The following is a 21063-nucleotide window of genomic DNA, read 5'->3' as shown; positions in this document are numbered from 1 at the left end:
ACATTAAGAGAAATTATTTTTTGAATAACCCCAAGATAATTAATGCTCAAAAATTATTTGTTAACACTCAGGAGCAAGAGTGGATTACTCAGGCGAAGAATGGCTCGCAAGCTGCATTTCATCAACTTTATGCAATGCATTATCGAAAAATTTATGCGTTGTGTTGGCGGATGCTTGCAGATAAAGAAAGTGCTGAAGATGTTTGCCAAGAAGTTTTTGTGGTGCTGTGGCAAAAAATAAATAATTTTCGCGGCGAAAGCAAATTTAGTACATGGCTTCATAGTGTAGCAAGTAACGTTGTATTGAGTTATTTACGTAAGCAGAAAAATTGGCTGCAACGCATTTTTAGTATTGAAGAGCAAGCAAAGCATACGTTGCCAGACGAAATTTCAGTACCGTTAGATGATTCCTCAATACTTGAAGCCTTAGACAAGAATATAGCGAAATTGCCTGCGCGAGCGCGAGTAGTATTTGTGTTATTTGCAGTGGAAGGTTATCGCCATGAAGAGATAGCTAACATGTTAAATATAGCTGTAGGCTCTAGTAAATCACAATATCATAGAGCGAAAGCTTTATTAAAAGAGTCTTTAAGTGGTGAGCTATTGTTAGGAGTAAATGATGAATAAACACATTTCAGATAAAGCACTATTATCTTATGTAGATAAATTACCTAAAGAGATAGAGCCACAGCGAGATTTATGGCAAGGGATTGAACATGCTATTCAAGACAAGAAACAGCAGAGTGCTGCTGTTAATAAAAAAAGTCATTTTGTACCTATGGCTTGGGCAGCGTCATTTATTGCTGCAGTTTTAGTTACTTGGGTCACTTTTTCCCCAACACCACAAATAACAGAACCTTTAGTAGTAAGTAATGAAAACGTTTTACCATCGAACGCTGAACAATTAATAGAAACAATGCAAATGAGCTTTCAACAGCAAAAACAAGCGTTGCTTGTGAGTTATGGGCAACCAGACTTGTCTCATTTGTCTGCCAATATGCAAGCCCAATTTGAGGTGTTAGCGCAGGCGCGTAAAACAATTGAAAAAGCTTTGCTGAATGATGAAAATAATATTGATTTACTAAACTTACTGCGCTTTACACAACAACAAGAATTGAATTTATTGCAACAATTATATCCGTATATGATTGATCAAAATATTCAATGGCAAACAATTTAACCATTGCTGAATAGTAAAACGTATTAAAAATAAAGTTTAAAGACAAAGCTGAAAGTTTTGTAAAATAGGGTACAGAGGTTTTTATGAATAGTGTTAATAAATACATAATGGCAGCATTGATTTTTACTAGTTTACTTTTTATTCCTGTCACTATGGCAGGTAAGAAGGTAGACGAAACAATAAAAAGTGATGGGGTGAATACTGTTACTATTGAAAATTTAAGTGGTAAGGTCATTATTGTTGGCTGGGATAAAGAATGGGTTACAGTGAAAGGTGAGCTTGATGATAAAGCAAAAAAACTTGTTTTTGAACAAGTGGCGCGTTCTATTAACATTAAAGTTGACATACCTAAAAATGATCGCAGAAGAACTAAAGGCTCTATATTAACTATACATATGCCAGCGGATCTTCGTATGAACTTTGAAAGTATGTCCAGTGATGTTGAACTTGAAAACTTAACTAACAATGTGTCGGTTAAAACGATTAGCGGTGATATTAATGCTAAAAATCTTGCTGAACATATCGAATTAAGTAGTGTTAGTGGGAGTATCAAAGCAAAATCGTTACAAGGAAAGATTAATTTGTCTACGGTTAGTGGTGATATAAAAGATGAAAACTCTTCAGGGCGTTTACAATTAAAAGTTGTGAGTGGCGACATTATGTCTAAATCTGACGCGAGTGAAGTTTTTGTTAATAATGTTTCAGGAAATATTAAATTGCAGTTAACTAAAGTTGATGAATTAAATATTTCTGAGGTAAGTGGTGATGCAAAAATTAGCTTATTTTTGCAGCGAAACGGTATAGTTAAAGCGTCAAGTGTGAGTGGCGCAGTAACACTTGACTTTCAAGATGATGTGGCAGCAGATTTTCGTTTAAAAGCTAATGCGGGCGGTGATTTAACTAACAAACTAACCGCTAAAGAAGCAGAAAAAGCTAAATATGGTTCTAGCGAAAAGCTTTATTTTCAAACGGGTAATGCAAACAGTTCGGTAAGTGTTAATACTGTCAGTGGCGATATTACTGTTAAATAACACTGGGTAATATGTACCTATTGCCTTTGTAGCAAAAAACACAAAATCAGGAGTGACTCCCTGATTTTTATTTTTTTAATACTCTATTTTTATCTGTGTTTCTGCTACATTACTCCTCTTAGAAAAACCTCTCAAAATGTTTAAAATTAAGGTTCAAAAATGGCAGATAGAAAGCCTGGTAAATTTGCCAAAGAAACGCAGTTTATCAAAGACAAGCAAATTGATGAATTAAAAACACCTCCGCACTCCTTAGAAGCTGAGCAGTCAGTACTCGGTGGTTTGTTACTTGATAATGAAACTTGGGATCGGGTGGCAGAAAAAACAGTTGCTGCTGATTTTTATAGCCGTTCTCATCGTCTTATTTTTGAAACTATCGCTGCCTTAATAGAGTTGGGGGAGCCTGTTGACTTAATTACTCTGTCAGAAGCTTTAGAAAATGATCAAAAATTAGATGACGCAGGTGGTTTTGTTTATCTCGCTGAGATGATGAAAAATACGCCGAGTGCGGCAAACATCACTGCTTATGCTGATATTGTACGTGAACGTGCCGTAACGCGTGAAATGATCAGTGTTGCGAATGAGCTTGCAGAAGCAGGTTATGACACGCAGGGTAGAAGCAGCGCAGAATTACTTGATTTTGCTGAAACCAAAGTATTTGCTATTGCAGAAAAGCGCGCGAATAAATCAGAGGGGCCTGAAAGCCTTCATTCGGTATTAGAAAAAACAGTTGATAGAATTGAAAAGCTTTGTTCCACTGATACAGGCGGTGTAACTGGTGTGCCTAGTGGCTTTGCAGATTTAGATAAAATGACTGCAGGCTTACAAAAATCTGATTTGATTATTGTTGCAGCTCGTCCGTCGATGGGTAAAACAACCTTTGCGATGAACCTAGCAGAACATGCCGCCATGACTCAAGACAAACCCGCGTTAATCTTTAGTTTAGAGATGCCCGCAGACCAAATTATGATGCGGATGCTTGCCTCGTTAGGGCGTATTGATCAAACTAAAATTAGAACAGGTCAGCTTGATGATGAAGATTGGGCTCGTTTGTCGTCTACCATGGGCCTACTCATTGAAAATGGTAAAATGTATATTGATGATGCAGCAGGGTTGACGCCAACCGAGGTTCGCTCTAGAGCACGACGTATTCATCGTGATCATGGGGGGATTTCGATGATCATGATTGATTATTTGCAATTAATGCGTGCGCCACAATTTTCAGATAATCGTACTTTAGAAATTGCTGAAATCTCTCGCTCACTAAAAGCGTTAGCAAAAGAATTACAAGTGCCTGTTGTTGCTTTGTCTCAGTTAAACCGTGGTTTGGAGCAACGAAGTGATAAACGCCCCATCAACTCAGATTTACGTGAATCTGGTTCAATAGAGCAAGATGCCGATTTAATTATGTTTATTTATCGTGATGAGGTTTATCATGATGATAGTGAATTTAAAGGTATGGCAGAAATTATAATCGGTAAACAACGTAATGGACCAATTGGTCGCGTACCGTTAACCTTTCAAGGTAAATATTCACGCTTTGATAATTATGCTGGCCCGCATGTTTTAGAAGAAGATTAGTTGTGGTTGTATTACGCACAGTGGTATGCCGCTTTATTCACCATGAATCGTTGCAACAATTGTGCGGCTACCAGCGTGATCTCTATGCTCTCCTAAGTATATTCCTTGCCAAATACCTAAATTGAGCTGCCCATTGGTGATAGGTATACTAATACTAGAACCAAGTAAGCTCGATTTAATATGCGCAGGCATGTCGTCATCGCCTTCGTAGATATGTTGATAATAAGGCGCTCGTTCTGGGGCTATAACATTAAAATGCTTTTCCATATCACTACGAACGGTTGGATCAGCATTTTCATTAATGGTTAATGAAGCTGAGGAGTGTTTGATAAATAAATGCAAAATGCCGCATTTTATTTGCTTAATGTTTGTTAAATGTTTAATGATTTCATCTGTTATAAGATGAAAATTTCTTTTTTTTGGACTTAACTTTATTTCAGTTTGCTGCCACATGATCGAGCATTTCCTGTTTTCAGGTTATTAGTGTTTACTATTATTTATGTTTAAATGGCTAAATGCAGCAATAGTTTGTGGTATTAACTGTTTGATTATATCAACTTTCACGTTGTGCGTGTTATAGCGCGCATAAAGCGTTTTATAAATACCTGCCTTGCCAATGCGTTTAGTTTGTACTAATGACTGTTTGCTTAGGCTACTTACTAACCATATTGGCAACACTGCAATACCCATGTTAGCAGCAACCATTTGTAAAATCATGTGACTATTTGCGACCTGTTTTATTGTGATGCCTTGATGTTTGTTATGTTTATGTGCGTCAGCTCTGTTAGACTCTTTATGAAGAAATAATTTAAAAATGTCTAATTGATCAGACTTTACAGGGTAAGTCAGTAATACTTGTTTGCTAAAATCGTCTGCTTCTAAAAATTCTTTATTTATTAAACCGGCAGAATCAATAGTATCGCGATTTGCTAATACGGCAACCACTTCAAAAGCGCCTAACTCATGGTAGCTAAAGTTGTCATTCTCTTTTTTTTCATCAGTGAATAATATATCAATATTGTCTGCGAACTCGTCATGATTTTGAGCTGGGAATACTTGTTCCAAAAATTCAATTTTTAATGCAGGATATTGTTTTGAAAATTGTTCGGTTACAGGTAAAAGCCATTGAAAACAAGCATGGCAAGCAATCGCAATTTTCAACTGTATTGTTGTTTCGTTCTTACATTTTAATTCGCTCATTGTCTCTTTTATTTTAGGCAAAATAGTGTTCGCTAATGTCAGTAACATATTTCCTTGGGCAGTAAATTGTACGGGCGAAGTATTTCGTATAAACAAGGGAGTGTTTAAGCGTTGCTCTAGATCCTTGATTTGATGAGAAAGAGCAGACTGGCTAACAAATAGTTTTTCGGCTGTTTTTCTTATATTACCTGTCGCAGCTAATGTTGACAGTGTTTTTAGGTGTTTAATTTCGAACATAATGAATTTTTTTCATATCCTTGTTGAATAATTTGCGCTTGTGCTTATTTCGTGCTTTTTTTAAAGTATAACCATTCAAACGTCTAGACGTCTATAAAAATAATTGCTTATTTTAGGCAGCAATTTTATCACTATGGTTAAATTACAAATGCAATTGGAGCAGGTTATGCAAATTCATACGTTAGGGTTTCCGCGCATTGGCGCAAAGCGAGAATTAAAATTTTCTTTAGAAAGTTATTGGCGAGGCGATATCAACCAAAAAGAGTTTTTGGCACAAAGTAAAGAGCGCCGTCATATTAATTGGGCTATTCAGCAAGAAGCTGGTATCGATTTATTACCTGTAGGAGATTTTGCACATTATGATCATGTACTAAATACTACTTTGTTACTTGGTTTAACGCCAACACGTTTTACTAGCCATACAAAGGATGCGAATACGCTTGATTTAGAGTTTCGTATTGCACGGGGAAAAGCCCCTTCAGGGTGCCAATGTGCAGCAAGTGATATGACTAAATGGTTTAATACTAATTATCATTATATTGTACCTGAGCTTTCAGCAAATTTAGTAAATAAATCAGATGTCGAAATTGATGTAAAGAATCTATTAGAACAGTTTAATGATGCTCAACAAGTTTCGGACAATCGTAAGGTTGTGTTGATTGGCCCTATTACCTACTTACATTTAAGTGTTACCAATGATGTAGACAAATTAACGTTATTGTCTGCGTTGTTAGTACGTTATCAACAAGTTTTAGATCAGTTGTCTACTGCAGGTGTTGAGTGGATACAAATTGATGAGCCTGTGTTAGGTTTAGAGTTAGACAGTCAATGGCAAAAAGCATTTAGTCAAGCTTATCAAACCCTTAATAAGGGGACATTAAAACTGTTATTAACAACTTATTTTGCCTCTATCGACCATCATATTGAATTAATAAAAGATTTGCCTTTTGATGGTATTCACCTAGATACTCTTTCTGAAAAAACAAATATAAATACTATTATTGAATGTGTACCAGATGAGTGGGTAATTTCTTTAGGTGTGATTAATGGTCGAAATGTTTGGAAATCTGATTTAGTCTCTGTTTACCAAAAAGTGCTGCCAATTTATCGTTCAATAGGTGACAGATTATGGTTAGCGCCTTCTTGTTCTTTACTACATTCGCCAGTTGACTTAACCCAAGAAAAGAAACTTGATAAAGAATTCACTTCTTGGCTAGCATTTGCCACACAAAAGTGTCAGGAGCTGAGTTTATTAAAACAGGCATTAATAGATCAAAATAGTGATGAAATAACACAATACTCAAATGCTGCACTAGCGCGATGTATTTCTACCCGTATTAATAATCCAAATGTTAAACAGAGAGTTGCGTCATTAACAACACAAGATTACCATCGTAAAGATGCTTTTGCACAGCGTAAGCAAGTACAAAAAGTGGAGTTAAACCTACCTATTTTACCAACTACAACAATAGGGTCTTTCCCTCAAACAGGTGACATTAGAGAAGTTCGTGCTAAATGGCGTCGTCAAGAAATTAGTGATAATGAATATGAAACACTAATAAAAGCTGAAATTAAAGATACCATTGAACGCCAAGAAAATATTGGTCTAGACGTCTTAGTACATGGTGAAGCCGAACGAAATGATATGGTGGAATATTTTGGGGAGTTACTTGAGGGCATTGCTTTTACTCAATTTGCTTGGGTACAAAGCTATGGTTCACGTTGTGTTAAGCCTCCAATTATCTTTGGTGATATTAGTCGCAAAAAAGCCATGACACTTGAGTGGATAGGTTATGCTCAGTCTCTTACAGAAAAACCTGTAAAAGCTATGTTGACAGGCCCTGTAACCATTTTAGCTTGGTCATTTGTACGTGATGATTTACCACGAGCAGAAGTTGCTAAGCAAATTGCATTGGCTATTAGTGATGAAGTTGAAGATCTTATTAGTAATGGCACACAAATTATACAAATAGATGAACCTGCTATTCGTGAAGGAATGCCCGTTAAAAAAAGCCAATGGCAGTATTATTTAAATTGGGCAACAGCATCATTTTGTTTATCGGCTGCTAAAGCACCCTCTAAAACACAAATTCATACTCACATGTGTTATTCAGAGTTTAATGATATTTTACCCGCTATTATTGCACTTGATGCTGATGTGTTAACTGTAGAAACGTCACGCTCAAATATGGCATTACTTGACGCTTTTGAACAGCAAGCCTACCCAAATGATTTAGGCCCTGGTGTTTATGATATTCACACGCCCAATATCCCAAGTGTTGAATGGATGGTTAACTTGTTAGAAAAAGCGCAACGTTATATTCCTATTGAAAGGTTATGGGTTAATCCTGATTGTGGCTTAAAAACAAGAGGGTGGGATGAGACAAAATCAGCACTTGAAAATATGGTGCAAGCAGCGAAGCAGTTTAGAGTGTTAAATAGTTAATGCATTACCTTAAATACGGATAATAAAAAAGCACTATGACAACATAGTGCTTTTTATTAATGATACTTTGGAAAATTGAAAAATGTCTGGCAACTGACCGGTTATTTATTCCCCAAAAGAAAATTCTATATAGGCTTTGCCTTTTTCTCCCTTAAGCGCTAAAACCACAACAGGACCATCTGATTTATGGTGAATTGTATGATTTTTTCCTGAGACAACAATAGGGGTTGCCATATCAAATTCAATTCCTTTTTCACTGAGCATACGTTTTGCGCCGCCAGTCACCATGTTAGTGATTTCACCTACTAAGTCGGTGATTTCATCATTTATCTCATCAGGGGCTTCGCCCACCATGCCTTTCATCGTTGCTAATGCTAACGATTCATCAAAGGTAATTGATAAGGAACCTTTGGTTTGTGGGCTAACCATACCTATTAAACCTGAAACATCTCCCATTGATACTTCGGTTGTTTTTAATTTAGGTTTTTCAGGAGTTAATTCCATTTGCGCCATGGTAGACATAACGTTAAGCATTGATGATAAAAATGGGTTGATGAACTCTACTCTCATTAAATTTTCCGAGCTTTAGCTATTGTTAATAGCTTGATTTTGCCCACTTCTGCAGCAAATGTAAATCAAACCATGTTAATTTTTTTATTAATATTTTATTCATTTCAATTAATAATTGCCACTTTGTGTAATTGGTCAAAAGTTAAACTACCTTGAATTGCTTTTTCTGTGTTTAAGCTTTGATAGTTCACCGTGTTTATTTGTTTTTCATAAGTATCGACAAGTATTGAATTTTTTATTACTAAATTAGTTAAAACGTTTTCAGATGCACTTTCTTGATAGGCAAAAAGCTGACCTCTTTTAACTTCGAAGCCAATCCAATTCATTTTAATAATGTTGTTTTCTCGTAATAAAATAAAGTGTTTCTCAATGTATTTTTGAATTAATTGGTCATAGTGAGGATGCTCGGTTGAAAAATGAACTTGCTCGATTTCAGCAATGGCATTCTCTATGTCATGAGCAGTTAGTTGGTGAATCACTTCAATATGTTTAGTTTTTGTATTGAGATTAAGTTCAGTAACACCAAAGAAATAGGTGTGGGCAATAGTTATATGGGCATAACCCATGAATAAAATGCACAATAGCATTTTATTCATGGGGAGCTTCTTCAATAAAGAACATGACATTTTAAGCATTAGTTGTCAGCGTTTTCACTTTCTTCATCTGCAGATTTCAATTTTTTATTGTAATCTCGCATCATATCTTCTTTTTTACGCTTGTATAGCTCAAATCGTGATTTAATTGGTTTTGCTGGCCAGTAATTGTTATTTACATTAACATCGGCTGTTTCCCATTTAGCATCAACTGCTAGTGCGGTTATTTCTTTATCACGAATAAGTAACTTCGATGTTTTTGCTGAGTTTTTACGCCAGATTTCAGCGGGTATTTTCATATGCTCAGTGCTGCCGTCAGCGTAGGTAATGTCTAAAATAATAGGCATTACTAATCCGCCTTTATTTTCAAAATCAATCAAATAAAAATTACTTTGCGTGAGTAACAAATCTTTTTCCCATTGCTCAAGTTTTTTATTGTTTGCGTTATATTTGTTTCTTGCCGCATTGGTTGCTGTGAATTTATCGTGTTCGTTATAGAAATCTAATAATTCGGGTTTGTCTTGGGTACGAACTCTTTGGCCTTTATTCATTAGGCGAGTAATGAATTCTGGTTTCTCATTTTCCAAGGCACGTAACCAAGCTTCTTCTGTATCAGGGTTTTGACTATCTGCGGTATAAAGGTGTATGTCACCAAGGGCAATATCAACATGATCAGTAGTATAGAACCAACCACGGAAGAACCAGTCTAAATCAACTGCTGAGGCATCTTCCATAGTGCGGAAAAAATCAGCAGGAGTAGGGCGCTTGAACTTCCAGCGTTGTGCGTACTCTTTAAAAGCAAAATCGAATAATTCACGCCCCATGATGGTTTCACGTAAAATATTGAGCGCTGTTGCTGGTTTACCATAGGCATTATTGCCAAATTGTAAAATAGATTCAGAGTTAGTCATGATAGGTACTTGATTAGTACTTTTCATATAACTCGTAATATTAGCAGCATCTCCGCGACGTGAAGGATATCCTTCTTCCCACGCTTGTTCAGCCAAAAATTGTAAAAAGGTGTTCAAACCTTCGTCCATCCATGTCCATTGACGTTCATCAGAATTCACTATCATTGGAAAATAATTGTGGCCTACTTCATGAATAATAACTCCAACTAAGCCATATTTGGTGCGACGTGAATAAGTTTTTTCACCCGTTTTTTTATCTAGAGTAGGACGAGGACCATTAAAGGTAATCATGGGATATTCCATACCACCTACAGGGCCATTAACTGAAATAGAGACTGGGTACGGATAGTCAAAAGTGTATTTGCTGTATTGCTCCATGGTATGAATGATGGCTTCAGTTGAGTATTTTTCCCATAATGGATTACCTTCATTAGGGTAGAACGACATAGCCATAGTATTGCTACCACCGTGTTGGTAACCTTGCGCATCCCAGATGAATTTTCTACTGGAAGCAAAGGCAAAATCACGAACATTTTTAGCTTTAAAGTGCCATGTTTTATTTTTTGTAGAGCGAGATTTTTCATTTTCTAACGCTTCATCAATAGTAACAATAAGTACTGGTTTTTTAGCTTTTTTAGCTTCGCTTAAACGTTTACGCTGCGTTTTAGTTAAGACTTCTTTTGGATTTTGTAGTTCACCTGTAGCCGCGACTATATGGTCGCTTGGAACTGTAATTTTTACATCGTAGTCACCAAATTCTAAGGTAAATTCACCACGACCTAAGAATTGTTTATTTTGCCAGCCCATAGTATCGTAATAGGCAACAGCGCGGGGAAACCAGCTTGCTACTTCATATAGATAGTTATCATCTTCTTTAAAGTATTCATAGCCTGAACGACCACCCAATACCTTTTGTTCGTGCAGTTGATAATTCCACTCAACGTTAAACTGAGTATCTTCACCAGATTTAAGTGGCTCAGGTAAATCAACACGTAACATGGTGCCATTAATAACAAAATTTAATGGTTTGTCATGACGATTCGTGACTTTAGTAATGTTATAACCGCCATCAAACTTTGGTGTTTCAATCATATTGCGCACACTATTGAAGGTTACTTTTTTTAATTGGTCAGTGGCTGCAGCTAATTTAGCATCAGAGTTGCGCTTTAATTTATTTTGATCAAGTTGTAGCCAGATATAGCGTAACGTATCAGGCGAATTATTTTGATATTTTAATGTTTCAACACCTGTTAGTTGTTGTGTTTTATCATCAAGTTGAATATCAATAGTATAGTCAACTTGTTGTTGCCAATATTTGTGTCCTGGTGCACCTGATGCTGTACGGTAGACATTTGGTGTGGGTAAAATTTCTTCTAGTTGGCGAAATTTGTCGCTAGTAGTCGTATTTTTAGCGAGTGCATTTGTTGTGTATAAAGTACTGCTATAAGCAATAGTTAAGCAAATGAGTATTTTTGAGAATGAATATTTCATAGCCGTCCAATTATAAATGAATGATAATTTTGTATACAAGGTGAATTGTGAATTCTTAGCCGAACTTTATATCACGTTTAACCTGCAACTGTGAATATACGATAGGTTTTTTTGCGATTAATGGGTGATTATTTAAGATTAAATAATATAGATAAAGTTATGCGACGTAAAAATTGATAATGCTGTTGTAGATTGTACCCTTGTATATTAGAATAAGTTAATTTAGTTTTTTCTACTATATGTGATTACAATTAATAAGGCTATCAAATGAAATATATTTTATCGTTATTGTTGTTTTTTTCTTCGGTTACTTATGCCAACAATGTTGTAGGCAAATATGCACCGAATAAAGAGTGCCAAGCATGCCATACCCAAATATATGATGAATTTAGTCGCTCTATGCACGCAAATTCTACACCTCAAAAAGATCCTATACATGCCTCAGTGTGGAATAAGCACCCTAAAAACCTAAAATTTGAACAGTATTCGTGCGGTAAATGCCACACCCCAGCAGCAAATAATTTAGACCAAATGTTAGGGAAAGGTAAAAAAGCGTTGCCACAAGCTAATAATGCAACGCATCAAGAAGGTATTAGCTGTGCATATTGTCATCGAATAGAAAGTATTAAACTAGCGGAACAGTCTAATATAAATATAATGAGCGAAACACCTAAAAAATATTTTGGAACACTAGAAGATGCTATGGACTCTCCCTATCATGGAACCATAAAAACAGAAAATAAACATATAAAAAATGGTAATGTTTGTGTTGGATGTCATTCACATAAAAAGAATAAATATGGCCTTAATGTTTGCTCTACAAATATAGATAATGAAATGGATGGGGCAAATTGTGTTAGTTGTCATATGCCTAAAGTGAAGGGGAGTGTGACAGCATTTAAAGAAACTAAAGAACACGTTTTTCATGGTTTTCCAGGATCACACTTTTATTCTGATATGTTAAGTCAATATGTTGATATTTCAATATTGAGAGAAATAAAATATTTCAAAGTGAATATTGATAACCAAAGCTCTCACGCAATGTTGCTTCACCCTCTTCGCTTAGCTGTACTTAAAGTACAAGTAACAAGGGCAGGAAAAGTAACACAATTTAAAGATCAATATTTTAAAAGGGTTATCGGAACTGATGGTAAGCCTGCCATGCCATGGGCAGCAAAAACAGAAATAACCAATACGATGATTAAGGCGAACGAAAAAAGAACGGTTGAGTATGACTTTGCTATTCAAAAAGGAGATAGAGTTGATGTGACTTTAGGATGGTTTTTGGTTAACCCTAAAGCTATTATGAAATTAAATTTAGCAAACGAAAATGTTGCGACCAAATTTAATGAGTTCAAAAAACAAAGATTTGATTTCTAAAATAAGTATTTTTATCAAAAAGTAGCGCTTATTTACAGGCGCTACAACTTCCATGAGCTTCAACTATTTGATGGCTAATCGTAAATCCAGTAGCATCAGCCATAGATCGTAAAGCTAAATCAAAATTGTTTGATTGTATTTCTTCTACTCGGCCGCATTGGTCACAAATAAGTAATTGCACAGGGTGGTTGCAATCACCAAAGTGATGACACATAACAAAAGCATTAATGGACTCAATCTTGTGAACAAAGCCTTGTTTAGATAAAAAATCTAGAGCTCGATATATGGTGGCAGGTTTGGCCGCTGGATCTAATATTTTGAGTTTATCTAATAAGTCATAGGCACCAACCGCACCTTGATGTTGAGCAAGGAGTAAGAAAACCTGCTCTCGGGTTTTAGTTAAACGAGCCCCTTTTTTTTGACAGACTTGTTGAGCTTGATAGAGTAATTTTTCGGTAGACATGGCCGTTAGCGTTATGAATTTTCATTCAGTTTAACACAGTAACCATCATCGTCTATAGGGTAAGGGAGAGTTTGAAAAATCTTCACCTAAAAAATTAGCTATTAGATTGCTTAAAATTTCAGTTAAAACATTAGCAAAGTATTTAATAATGCATTACATTAGTTAATGATAGCGCTGTCATTTTTTTTGTGATTAATATTTTTAACATTTATTTAGATATTTTGGATTTTACTTATGACTCGATACCTTGCCCTAGATGCATTTAGAGGTATAACGATTGCTTTGATGATTTTGGTTAATACGCCAGGTACTTGGGCGCATGTTTATGCCCCCCTATTACATGCGAGCTGGCATGGCGCTACGCCAACGGATTTAGTCTTTCCTTTCTTTTTATTTATCATAGGTTCTGCAATGTTTTTCTCTTTTAAAAAGAGTTACTTTTCAGCGTCTTTTGCGCAATTATTAAGGATTTTGAAACGTGGTGTTATCCTGTTTTTAATCGGTTTTATGCTTAATGTTATTCCCTTTGACAGCCCAATGGAAGAATGGCGTATTATGGGCGTTTTACAGCGTATTGGTATAGCTTATGTCATAGCGGCTAGTCTTGTTATGTTATTAAATCGCCGTGGTGTTTTTATTGTATCGGTAGTTATTTTACTTGTTTATTGGGGAGTATTGCTGAGTGTAGGAGAAACAGGGTTAACGATTGAAGGTAATATTATACGCCAAATTGATCTTGCCATATTAGGTGCAAACCATATGTATAGTATGCATGGTATACGCTTTGAACCTGAAGGATTGCTTAGTACTCTATCTGCTGTCGTAAATATGCTGTTAGGTTTTGAATTAACGCGGTATTTAACTACGATAAAAAATAAAAGCACTAGTGTTCTTAAGCTTATGATTATTGGCGGCCTTGCTGTAGGATTTGCGGTGTTATGGAGCTTTATTTTGCCTATTAATAAATCGTTATGGACAAGTTCTTACGTTATTTACACTACTGGGTTTGCTTGTTTGTTATTAGCTTTTTTTGTGTGGTTAATTGATGTAAAGGGGCAAGAAAAGTTAGCTTCACCATTACTTATTTATGGCACAAACCCTTTATTTGTTTACATTTTATCATTTTTATTTGTAACTGTTTATTTAAATGTTTCTGTTGGAAATAGTAGTTTGTATCGGTGGTTATATGAACAATTTAAATTAGTAGCAGAACCAACCTTAGCGTCATTTTTATTTGCTTTATTTCATGTTATTTTGTTTTGGTTTGTTTCTTTATTATTGTACCAACGTAGAATATTTATCAAAATTTAAAGTCAATGAGTTACGCTAGTACCTTGCACCATTGAATAAAGTATAATGGTGTAACTATGAGGTAGTTGAAGTTGTAACATTGTGTACCTTTATTCTTTGTGGTGGTGTATAAAATATCTGAGAAACTAACCAATAAGGCAGAGAAAAACGTCTAATATCATAAAGTGTTCAAATTCAACTATTAATATATTGTTAATGGTTGAATAGAGAGCCTTTTGCTTTATTTGAAGTAATAAGGTTAGTATATTGTAAATAGAGGAAAAAATTAACCATATTATGTAGGGCGAAGTATTAAGGCGTGAAAAAAGTCAAATTATCTCAAGATGAGAATTTATCGATTAAAATAAGCCATCAATTGTTGCCTCAAGAGCTGCAACGAGTTGATCTTTACTTTTCATTGCCTGTTGAAATGGGCATCAGCCCAAGCACATTAAATGCTGAAGATTACTTTTATAGCAATATAAAAAGCCATAGTGCTTATTACTCTGCGCAATTGCATCTTCCTTTGGTACGAAGCCGTTTTATCAGTCAACGTTTTGAAGAGGAAGATCAAAACGGACAAAGTGACTATCGGCTAAATTTAAATTTATACTCGTATCAATTAAAAATCGCATTGGATGCAGATATAAAACAAACCTTAAAATTAAAAACGGCAGAAGAGTTTTATCCTGCGGCTATCGAATTGGCAGACCAGATAGCGGGATTAGTGAAAAAACTACGACGCTATACCCCCTCAGACACTAAGCTTAGTTCTTTTTTTGAAAATGCAGATAATTACTTGAGTTGGCATATAGAACAGTCATTTTTAAAGTTGCTGTCTAAAGGGCCCAAAAGCAGCGAATTTACTACGGAACGAGAATTTTTATTAGCTTTTTGCCGTGAAGAAAATAATTATCGTATTGAGTGTAATTATAACTCGCAAGTAACACTTGAAGACCCTAACCGTATAACGAATAAAATGCGATTATTACAGCGTTTAATTGAATACGGTGTCGTTTTTCAAAAACAAACACGATATTTAGATCTAAATTTAAAACGGCTAGTAAGAGGTGGTGTTACAGCGGTGATTATGGCTTTTGTCATGGTACTTGTGCTTAATGCGCGCTCTAGTTTCACTGAGGTCACCTTGGCATTGATTGCTTTTTTAGGTTTAATTTATGGTTTACGAGAAATATTTAAAGAAGATGTAACAAACCTAATTTGGCGTAAAATTCAAAAAGGTAGACCTAAGTGGCAAAATATATTTAGACACAGTGTTAATCAAAAGCGTATTTTGAGCCAAATTTTGTGGTTAGAATATATCACTCCAAAAGATTTGCCCAAATCGGTCAACGACTTATTTCAAAAACGTCGGCAACAAAATAAGCAAGCAGCACGTTTGTTTCATTTTCGCTGTGATAATAAAGTCATCGTTAAGGAATTTTTACCAGGGTATGATGAAATTCAACAACAAATATTTTTTAACTTAACACCATTTGTTCGTTTTTTGAAAAAAGGTGCGGGTCGTTTGTATAGCTTAGATGGACAAAAAATATCGAGCCAAGCAGTTGAACGTCGCTATCAAATTAACCTTATTCTTCGGTGTGTAGACAAAACGGGTGAACACTTACAGCGTTTTAAAATAACGTTGAATCGTAGTGAAATTGTCAATATTGAAGCTATGCCAATGGCTGTAGAGTAGTTTTTTCTACAGAATAATGTGAGCATCAGTAGAAATAGAGAGGTTGATTGTATCTCACAAAAAATGAATCTCTATTTCTTCATCTTTACTTTGTTCAACATATAATTGTGCTAATTCTATTGTACCAAAATAGGCTTTTATCTTTTGATATATGGCATGTTTTTGACGAGATATGTTTTTATTTCTGCAATTCATAACGTGTAACCAAGTTTCAACCAGTACTGCAGGAGGGAAATCTTTCATTATTAATCATCCTTAATTAGTCGAGTTATAATTATAAACAATAATATAGACTTATTAAATGGATCTTTGTCAAAATAATAGGCTTGGGTTTATAATAATACTATGGTCACTTGTAGCTGTTCAGCAAAGCCCATTGTGATTGTGCTCAACAGTCATAACAATAGATTAAAGACGATGGTAAATTTCCTTTTGAAGTTCGCTTACTTTATGGCTGAAGCCAATATTAGATTTCGTTGAATACATAAGATACATCGTTTACTATCCTAATTACCCACAATAAGGAAATATGAAATGCTGAAGATTAGTAGAGAACAAATGGCTAAAATGTCAGCGGGTATTTTAATTACATTCAAAACACAACTTAAAGAGCATATCCGCTCATATTTCCCCGTACAGAGTGAGCATTTAGATGATGCTAATTTATTGGTTTTTATTGATGAAGCAATTGAAACTGCAAATTATTTTGCTATAAGTGAGCAAGCAGCAATTCAATCATTTATAGACCATACCGTATTATTAGGCCGTAACTTCCATCAAAACCCCTTGTATGCAGAATTGTGTTTGCCACTTTATGATAAAGATATTAGTGACAATATTCATCGACTTGATACATTATATGACAATACTTGGGCGTACCTAGATATCGTCAGAGGTAAAGATGCTAGCCATTTGTTTTTAGCTGTATCAAGGCTTAAGTCTTGGTTAGAATCCGCAAAAGCATTAGGGTATAACTCACTTAATATACATGAAATAATTAATGCATTTAATTTGGTGTTTCCTGAAAAATATAAAACACACTCCGAAAAAGTACATATAGATTTTATTAGGGAAGCCGTAAGTAGAGCAATCGAAGATAAATTTTTACAGCCAGCATCACAGCTGAGTTATGTGTTAATGGCATTTATAGCAGGTCTAAATTTTTATCATGATCAGTTGATTATAGGTGCGTTAAAAAAAGACACTCAGGCACTTTCTGTTGAACATGAACAAAATGCACGTTATGAAATGTTATTAAATGCTGCCAATAACTACTTATCTAAAATTATCACTTCCGCTAGAGCCTTAGCTACCGAGCAGAAAAAGGACTAATTATGGGGTTATGTTCTAAGCCTAATAAGGCATCTAAAACTAAAGATGCATCACAGTCAGCGAAAGCTGATAGTGCTGTTCAACCCTGTCCTTTGAAGGATGCGAATATTGTTTCTGTTGCATGGTGGGTAAATGATAAAGAGGAAGCTTCAGGTACTCAGTGGGTTAACTTACCTGTAGAAGATAAGTGGGTTGATGGCGTTGATGTAAAGCATAAAGATTGGTTAGGAATGAAACCTAGTTTGAAGGTGAAGTTTGATAAGCCTGGTGCTCATTCTTTTAAGTTAACATTACTTAAACCAAGCGGAACGGACGAGTATACTGCTACTGAGAAAGCAAGAAATTCACACTTTAAATATACAGAAACGATAGTGAATGGCACAACAGATTCTGATGGAACAAAAGTGATAAAAAATGCGGTTAAATTAGTTGCTGGTGGTGGTTATAAATTTAAAGTAGAGGCGGTAGACAGCAAAGGAAAGAAAGTCAAAACGGGTATTTTAAAAACAAAACGTAAGTTCTATTATGTTGAAGCAAAAATGAAGAATTTAACGTCGGTTCTTTCTTCAACAGCTCCTGTTGATACAGAATATAAAAAACATCACTTTGAACCGTCAAAGCTAAGTGCTTTGGAAATTCCACGACAAGAAAATATTGGAAATAGAGCAGACTCTACCATGTTATCGTCTAATATTGTTGCGGCAATCGATGCAGATGCAGAGGCGAAAGAAAAGAATAAATATTTGTTAGTTGTTGCCTATACTGACCACCTTGCTGTGAAAAATTCAGGGGTTGATATAAGTAAAGACAATATAAATGTTGGGCCAGGAAAGGCTGATGCTATTATCCCTGTCATTGCTGCTGGTTTATTGTCACCATATACAGTAGACACACGATATTTATGGCATGATCTTGTTGGTTCTGAATCATGGTTTGTATCAGCAGAATTTCATCGCAATGGTGGTGGCGTTGAAGTGATTCCTGAAGCTAAAGTAAGTGCTGATGGTAGCGGTGACTTTTGGAATAAAGTTAAGGTTGATGTTACTGGGATGGCTGTTGGCGTTGGCAGAATTGTTGTAAAGGTGAATGTTGTTGATCGAATGAGAGGAGGGCTAGCCCTTGGAGGGGCTAATCAAACATGTGTATGTACGCGAGCATGGTGGCGAGATCAACCTAATGCTAAGCAAGAGTGCACTATAATACACGAAATAGGCCATAAACTTGGAATGGTTGCTGCCGGCACTGGTATTAGTCCAGATAAGCATGCAACACACTATGAAAATAAAGGACATGCAGGCAATCATTGTTTTAATGGTTGTTCGCCTGGTCTGAGTAATTACCAAGGAACTGCCAATTTGACTGCGTCAACTTGTGTGATTTTTGGCGCGGTTAATCAGAAAAATGCTTATTGCGCTAATTGCGAAAAGGTAGTGAAAAAATTAGATATTAATGCAGGGTTTTAAGTTTAAGAGGGTAATAAGATGGACTATGTTCCTGAATTATATAATGAAATAGAAGTTGGTACACGTCAACAATCTGTATGTTCACCATCAGTACCTCGCTCTCCGTGGCACGGTGTTGTTATTAACGCGCCAGAGAGAATTATTCCTGTTCTTGGTGAAACGTTGGTTATTCCTGTATGCGGTTATTATTTAATCTCTGTGCTGGCCATAATGGATGGTGCGCCTTTATCAATAAGGGTGGACTTGATTGACTCAGACATATATTACACTGGGGTTGTTCAGGATAATGAAGACAACAGCGATGACGAGCCCGATGTGGCACCACCTGATGACGCACCAGTAAATAGCAGAGAAGATCTTGAAGGCGTATTGACAGGTGGTTATTTCAACATTGATCTTTTATCGTATCTTCCTCATGGCTTATTTACAGGCACATTTGATGTTACGATGAGTTATGCAGGAAGCCATTCAGAACCCGTTAGGATTGTAATCACAGAACCTAAGGAACCAAAGTAATCTAAGATTGAATCTATAAGTTAGCTCAATTGGAGCAAGCGACTTTATGTTATATTATTCTTGTTCTTGTTCTTGTTCTTTTATTTTGGCTTGTTGAATGCGCCATTTTTGCAATTCAGCATAATAGTGATCCCAAACACAAGGATTACATGCGCCACCACCGCAGCAGTCGTCATCAGAAGGTGGTATGGGTTTTTCTAGTTGGTTAGTCATACGTGTCTCGTTTACAGGCTAAATTGATGAATAGTTTACTTTAAATTAGGATGAAAAAAAGCCCTGTCAATGCAGAGCTTTTGATTAGTGCCTGCTTAAATTAATTTCATTCAAAGTCGGCTAGTTTTTTCTCTAAGTAATGAATGTTGGCACCACCGTTAACAAAACCATGATCATTTAATATGTCTTGGTGTAAGGTAATGTTAGTTTTTATTCCATCAATCACAAGTTCTGAAAGTGCATTACGCATACGTGCAATAGCAACATCGCGGTTATCACCCCAGGTGATTAATTTACCAATCATAGAATCATAATTTGGCGGCACAGAATAATCAGCATAAATGTGTGAGTCCCAACGAACACCTAAACCACCGGGGGGATGGAAGCGAGTAATCTTACCTGGTGAAGGAATAAAAGTACGAGGGTCTTCTGCATTAATTCGACATTCAATTGAATGACCTGAAATTTTAATATCTTCTTGAGTATAAGATAACGGTTGACCAGCGGCGATGCGAAGTTGCTCTTTGATTAAATCAACGCCTGTGATCATTTCAGACACAGGGTGCTCTACTTGAATGCGTGTATTCATTTCTATGAAATAGAATTCACCTTTTTCATATAAGAATTCAAAGGTGCCTGCGCCACGATAGTTAATTTCAATACAGGCATTACAGCATCGTTCACCAATTTTTGCGCGCATTTCAGGTGTTATACCTGGGGCTGGTGCTTCTTCAACAACCTTTTGATGGCGACGTTGCATAGAACAATCTCGCTCACCTAAATGAATCGCGGCACCCTGACCATCAGCAATGATTTGAATTTCGATATGTCGTGGGTTTTCAAGGAACTTTTCCATGTAAACCATATCATTTTTAAAAATAGTACCCGCTTCACGTTTAGTTAATTGTATTGATTCAATTAATTCTTCTTCCGTGCGGACAACACGCATACCTCGGCCACCACCACCACCAGCAGCTTTGATTATAACAGGGTAACCAATACGCTTTGCATGCGCTTTGTTTACCGCTTCATCATCGTTTAATGGTCCATCAGAACCCGGTACGCATGGTACACCTGCTGCTTTCATGGCATTAATTGCGGAAACTTTATCACCCATTAAGCGGATACTTTCTGCTTTAGGACCAATAAAAGCAAAGCCAGATTTTTCAACTTGCTCTGCAAAGTCAGCATTTTCAGCTAAAAAACCATAGCCAGGATGGATCGCAACAGCATTTGTAATTTCAGCTGCTGTAATAATTGTTGGAATATTTAAATAGCTGTCTGGTGCTGGGGCTTTACCAATGCAAATGGTTTCGTCGGCCAACAATACATGCTTTAGATTTTTATCAGCAGTGGAATATACAGCAACAGTTTTAATACCAAGCTCTTTACAGGCACGTAGTATTCTTAAGGCAATTTCGCCACGGTTGGCGATAACAACTTTATCTAACATGGAATGACCCTTTTT

20 protein-coding genes are annotated in these 21063 nt (G+C 36.0%); 11 read left to right on the top strand and 9 right to left on the bottom strand.

The annotated features are described in order from the left end of the window. The first annotated feature begins 20 nt into the window (after nt 1–20). From ACE1OF_RS07920 to dnaB, 4 genes are all read left to right on the top strand, one after another. Nucleotides 21–626: an RNA polymerase sigma factor gene (locus ACE1OF_RS07920; protein WP_448893744.1), complete on the top strand. Its 606-nt coding sequence runs from the start codon at nt 21–23 to the stop codon at nt 624–626. Next, nucleotides 619–1179, top strand: a complete 561-nt coding sequence (locus ACE1OF_RS07915; RefSeq protein WP_448893743.1) for a hypothetical protein — start codon at nt 619–621, stop codon at nt 1177–1179. Before ACE1OF_RS07920 ends, ACE1OF_RS07915 begins: the two co-directional genes overlap by 8 nt. Nucleotides 1180–1262: 83 nt before the next feature. Continuing rightward, complete coding sequence (locus ACE1OF_RS07910) at nt 1263–2210, top strand: DUF4097 family beta strand repeat-containing protein (RefSeq protein ID WP_448893742.1); 948 nt, start codon at nt 1263–1265, stop codon at nt 2208–2210. Nucleotides 2211–2369: 159 nt separating this feature from the next. Continuing rightward, on the top strand, nt 2370–3788 hold the full coding sequence (gene dnaB, locus ACE1OF_RS07905; RefSeq protein WP_448893741.1) for a replicative DNA helicase: 1419 nt from the start codon (nt 2370–2372) through the stop codon (nt 3786–3788). A 33-nt stretch (nt 3789–3821) separates the two neighbouring features. Here the strand turns inward: dnaB and ACE1OF_RS07900 are convergent, their stop codons facing one another. After that, nucleotides 3822–4244, bottom strand: a complete 423-nt coding sequence (locus ACE1OF_RS07900) for a secondary thiamine-phosphate synthase enzyme YjbQ (RefSeq protein ID WP_448893755.1) — start codon at nt 4242–4244, stop codon at nt 3822–3824. A 24-nt stretch (nt 4245–4268) separates the two neighbouring features. After that, a complete protein-coding gene (locus ACE1OF_RS07895) occupies nt 4269–5225 on the bottom strand; it encodes a LysR family transcriptional regulator (protein ID WP_448893740.1) in 957 nt (318 codons plus the stop codon). A 166-nt stretch (nt 5226–5391) separates the two neighbouring features. On the opposite strand from ACE1OF_RS07895, the gene metE reads away from it, so the two are divergent. Beyond that, nucleotides 5392–7671 carry a 5-methyltetrahydropteroyltriglutamate--homocysteine S-methyltransferase gene (gene metE, locus ACE1OF_RS07890; RefSeq protein ID WP_448893739.1) on the top strand — a complete coding sequence of 760 codons (2280 nt, stop codon included), beginning with the start codon at nt 5392–5394 and terminating at the stop codon, nt 7669–7671. 105 nt (nt 7672–7776) lie between these two features. On the opposite strand, the gene ACE1OF_RS07885 is transcribed toward metE, so the two are convergent. The 3 genes from ACE1OF_RS07885 to ACE1OF_RS07875 form a co-directional block, all read right to left on the bottom strand. Further along, on the bottom strand, nt 7777–8241 hold the full coding sequence (locus ACE1OF_RS07885; RefSeq protein ID WP_448893738.1) for a chemotaxis protein CheX: 465 nt from the start codon (nt 8239–8241) through the stop codon (nt 7777–7779). A 104-nt stretch (nt 8242–8345) separates the two neighbouring features. Further along, complete coding sequence (locus ACE1OF_RS07880) at nt 8346–8837, bottom strand: DUF6702 family protein (RefSeq protein WP_448893737.1); 492 nt, start codon at nt 8835–8837, stop codon at nt 8346–8348. A 38-nt stretch (nt 8838–8875) separates the two neighbouring features. Next, on the bottom strand, nt 8876–11236 hold the full coding sequence (locus ACE1OF_RS07875; RefSeq protein ID WP_448893736.1) for a M1 family metallopeptidase: 2361 nt from the start codon (nt 11234–11236) through the stop codon (nt 8876–8878). Between the two features lie 267 nt (nt 11237–11503). Here ACE1OF_RS07875 and ACE1OF_RS07870 point away from each other — a divergent pair, with 267 nt between their 5' ends. Continuing rightward, nucleotides 11504–12616 carry a multiheme c-type cytochrome gene (locus tag ACE1OF_RS07870; protein WP_448893735.1) on the top strand — a complete coding sequence of 371 codons (1113 nt, stop codon included), beginning with the start codon at nt 11504–11506 and terminating at the stop codon, nt 12614–12616. Between the two features lie 28 nt (nt 12617–12644). On the opposite strand, the gene zur is transcribed toward ACE1OF_RS07870, so the two are convergent. Further along, nucleotides 12645–13079 carry a zinc uptake transcriptional repressor Zur gene (gene zur / locus ACE1OF_RS07865; RefSeq protein ID WP_448893734.1) on the bottom strand — a complete coding sequence of 145 codons (435 nt, stop codon included), beginning with the start codon at nt 13077–13079 and terminating at the stop codon, nt 12645–12647. Nucleotides 13080–13313: 234 nt separating this feature from the next. Here zur and ACE1OF_RS07860 point away from each other — a divergent pair, with 234 nt between their 5' ends. Then, the gene (locus ACE1OF_RS07860; protein WP_448893733.1) at nt 13314–14390 is read left to right on the top strand and encodes an acyltransferase family protein; all 1077 of its coding nucleotides are present in this window, start codon (nt 13314–13316) and stop codon (nt 14388–14390) included. A gap of 298 nt (nt 14391–14688) precedes the next feature. Continuing rightward, nucleotides 14689–16071 carry a hypothetical protein gene (locus tag ACE1OF_RS07855; protein WP_448893732.1) on the top strand — a complete coding sequence of 461 codons (1383 nt, stop codon included), beginning with the start codon at nt 14689–14691 and terminating at the stop codon, nt 16069–16071. Nucleotides 16072–16125: 54 nt separating this feature from the next. Here the strand turns inward: ACE1OF_RS07855 and ACE1OF_RS07850 are convergent, their stop codons facing one another. Then, a complete protein-coding gene (locus ACE1OF_RS07850) occupies nt 16126–16314 on the bottom strand; it encodes a hypothetical protein (protein WP_448893731.1) in 189 nt (62 codons plus the stop codon). Between the two features lie 291 nt (nt 16315–16605). Here ACE1OF_RS07850 and ACE1OF_RS07845 point away from each other — a divergent pair, with 291 nt between their 5' ends. From ACE1OF_RS07845 to ACE1OF_RS07835, 3 genes are read left to right on the top strand one after another with little or no spacing between them, the layout of a single operon-like run. Next, nucleotides 16606–17403, top strand: a complete 798-nt coding sequence (locus ACE1OF_RS07845; protein WP_448893730.1) for a hypothetical protein — start codon at nt 16606–16608, stop codon at nt 17401–17403. A gap of 2 nt (nt 17404–17405) precedes the next feature. After that, the gene (locus ACE1OF_RS07840; RefSeq protein ID WP_448893729.1) at nt 17406–18866 is read left to right on the top strand and encodes a hypothetical protein; all 1461 of its coding nucleotides are present in this window, start codon (nt 17406–17408) and stop codon (nt 18864–18866) included. Nucleotides 18867–18884: 18 nt separating this feature from the next. Continuing rightward, nucleotides 18885–19382: a hypothetical protein gene (locus ACE1OF_RS07835; RefSeq protein ID WP_448893728.1), complete on the top strand. Its 498-nt coding sequence runs from the start codon at nt 18885–18887 to the stop codon at nt 19380–19382. Between the two features lie 54 nt (nt 19383–19436). Here the strand turns inward: ACE1OF_RS07835 and ACE1OF_RS07830 are convergent, their stop codons facing one another. Then, nucleotides 19437–19595 carry an oxidoreductase-like domain-containing protein gene (locus ACE1OF_RS07830; RefSeq protein WP_448893727.1) on the bottom strand — a complete coding sequence of 53 codons (159 nt, stop codon included), beginning with the start codon at nt 19593–19595 and terminating at the stop codon, nt 19437–19439. Between the two features lie 106 nt (nt 19596–19701). After that, a complete protein-coding gene (gene accC / locus ACE1OF_RS07825; protein WP_448893726.1) occupies nt 19702–21048 on the bottom strand; it encodes an acetyl-CoA carboxylase biotin carboxylase subunit in 1347 nt (448 codons plus the stop codon). Between the last annotated feature and the right edge of the window lie 15 nt (nt 21049–21063).

Source organism: Colwellia sp. E150_009 (assembly GCF_053543955.1).
Note: the sequence above shows the minus strand (reverse complement) of the source record. Positions and strands in the feature narration are given on the sequence as shown.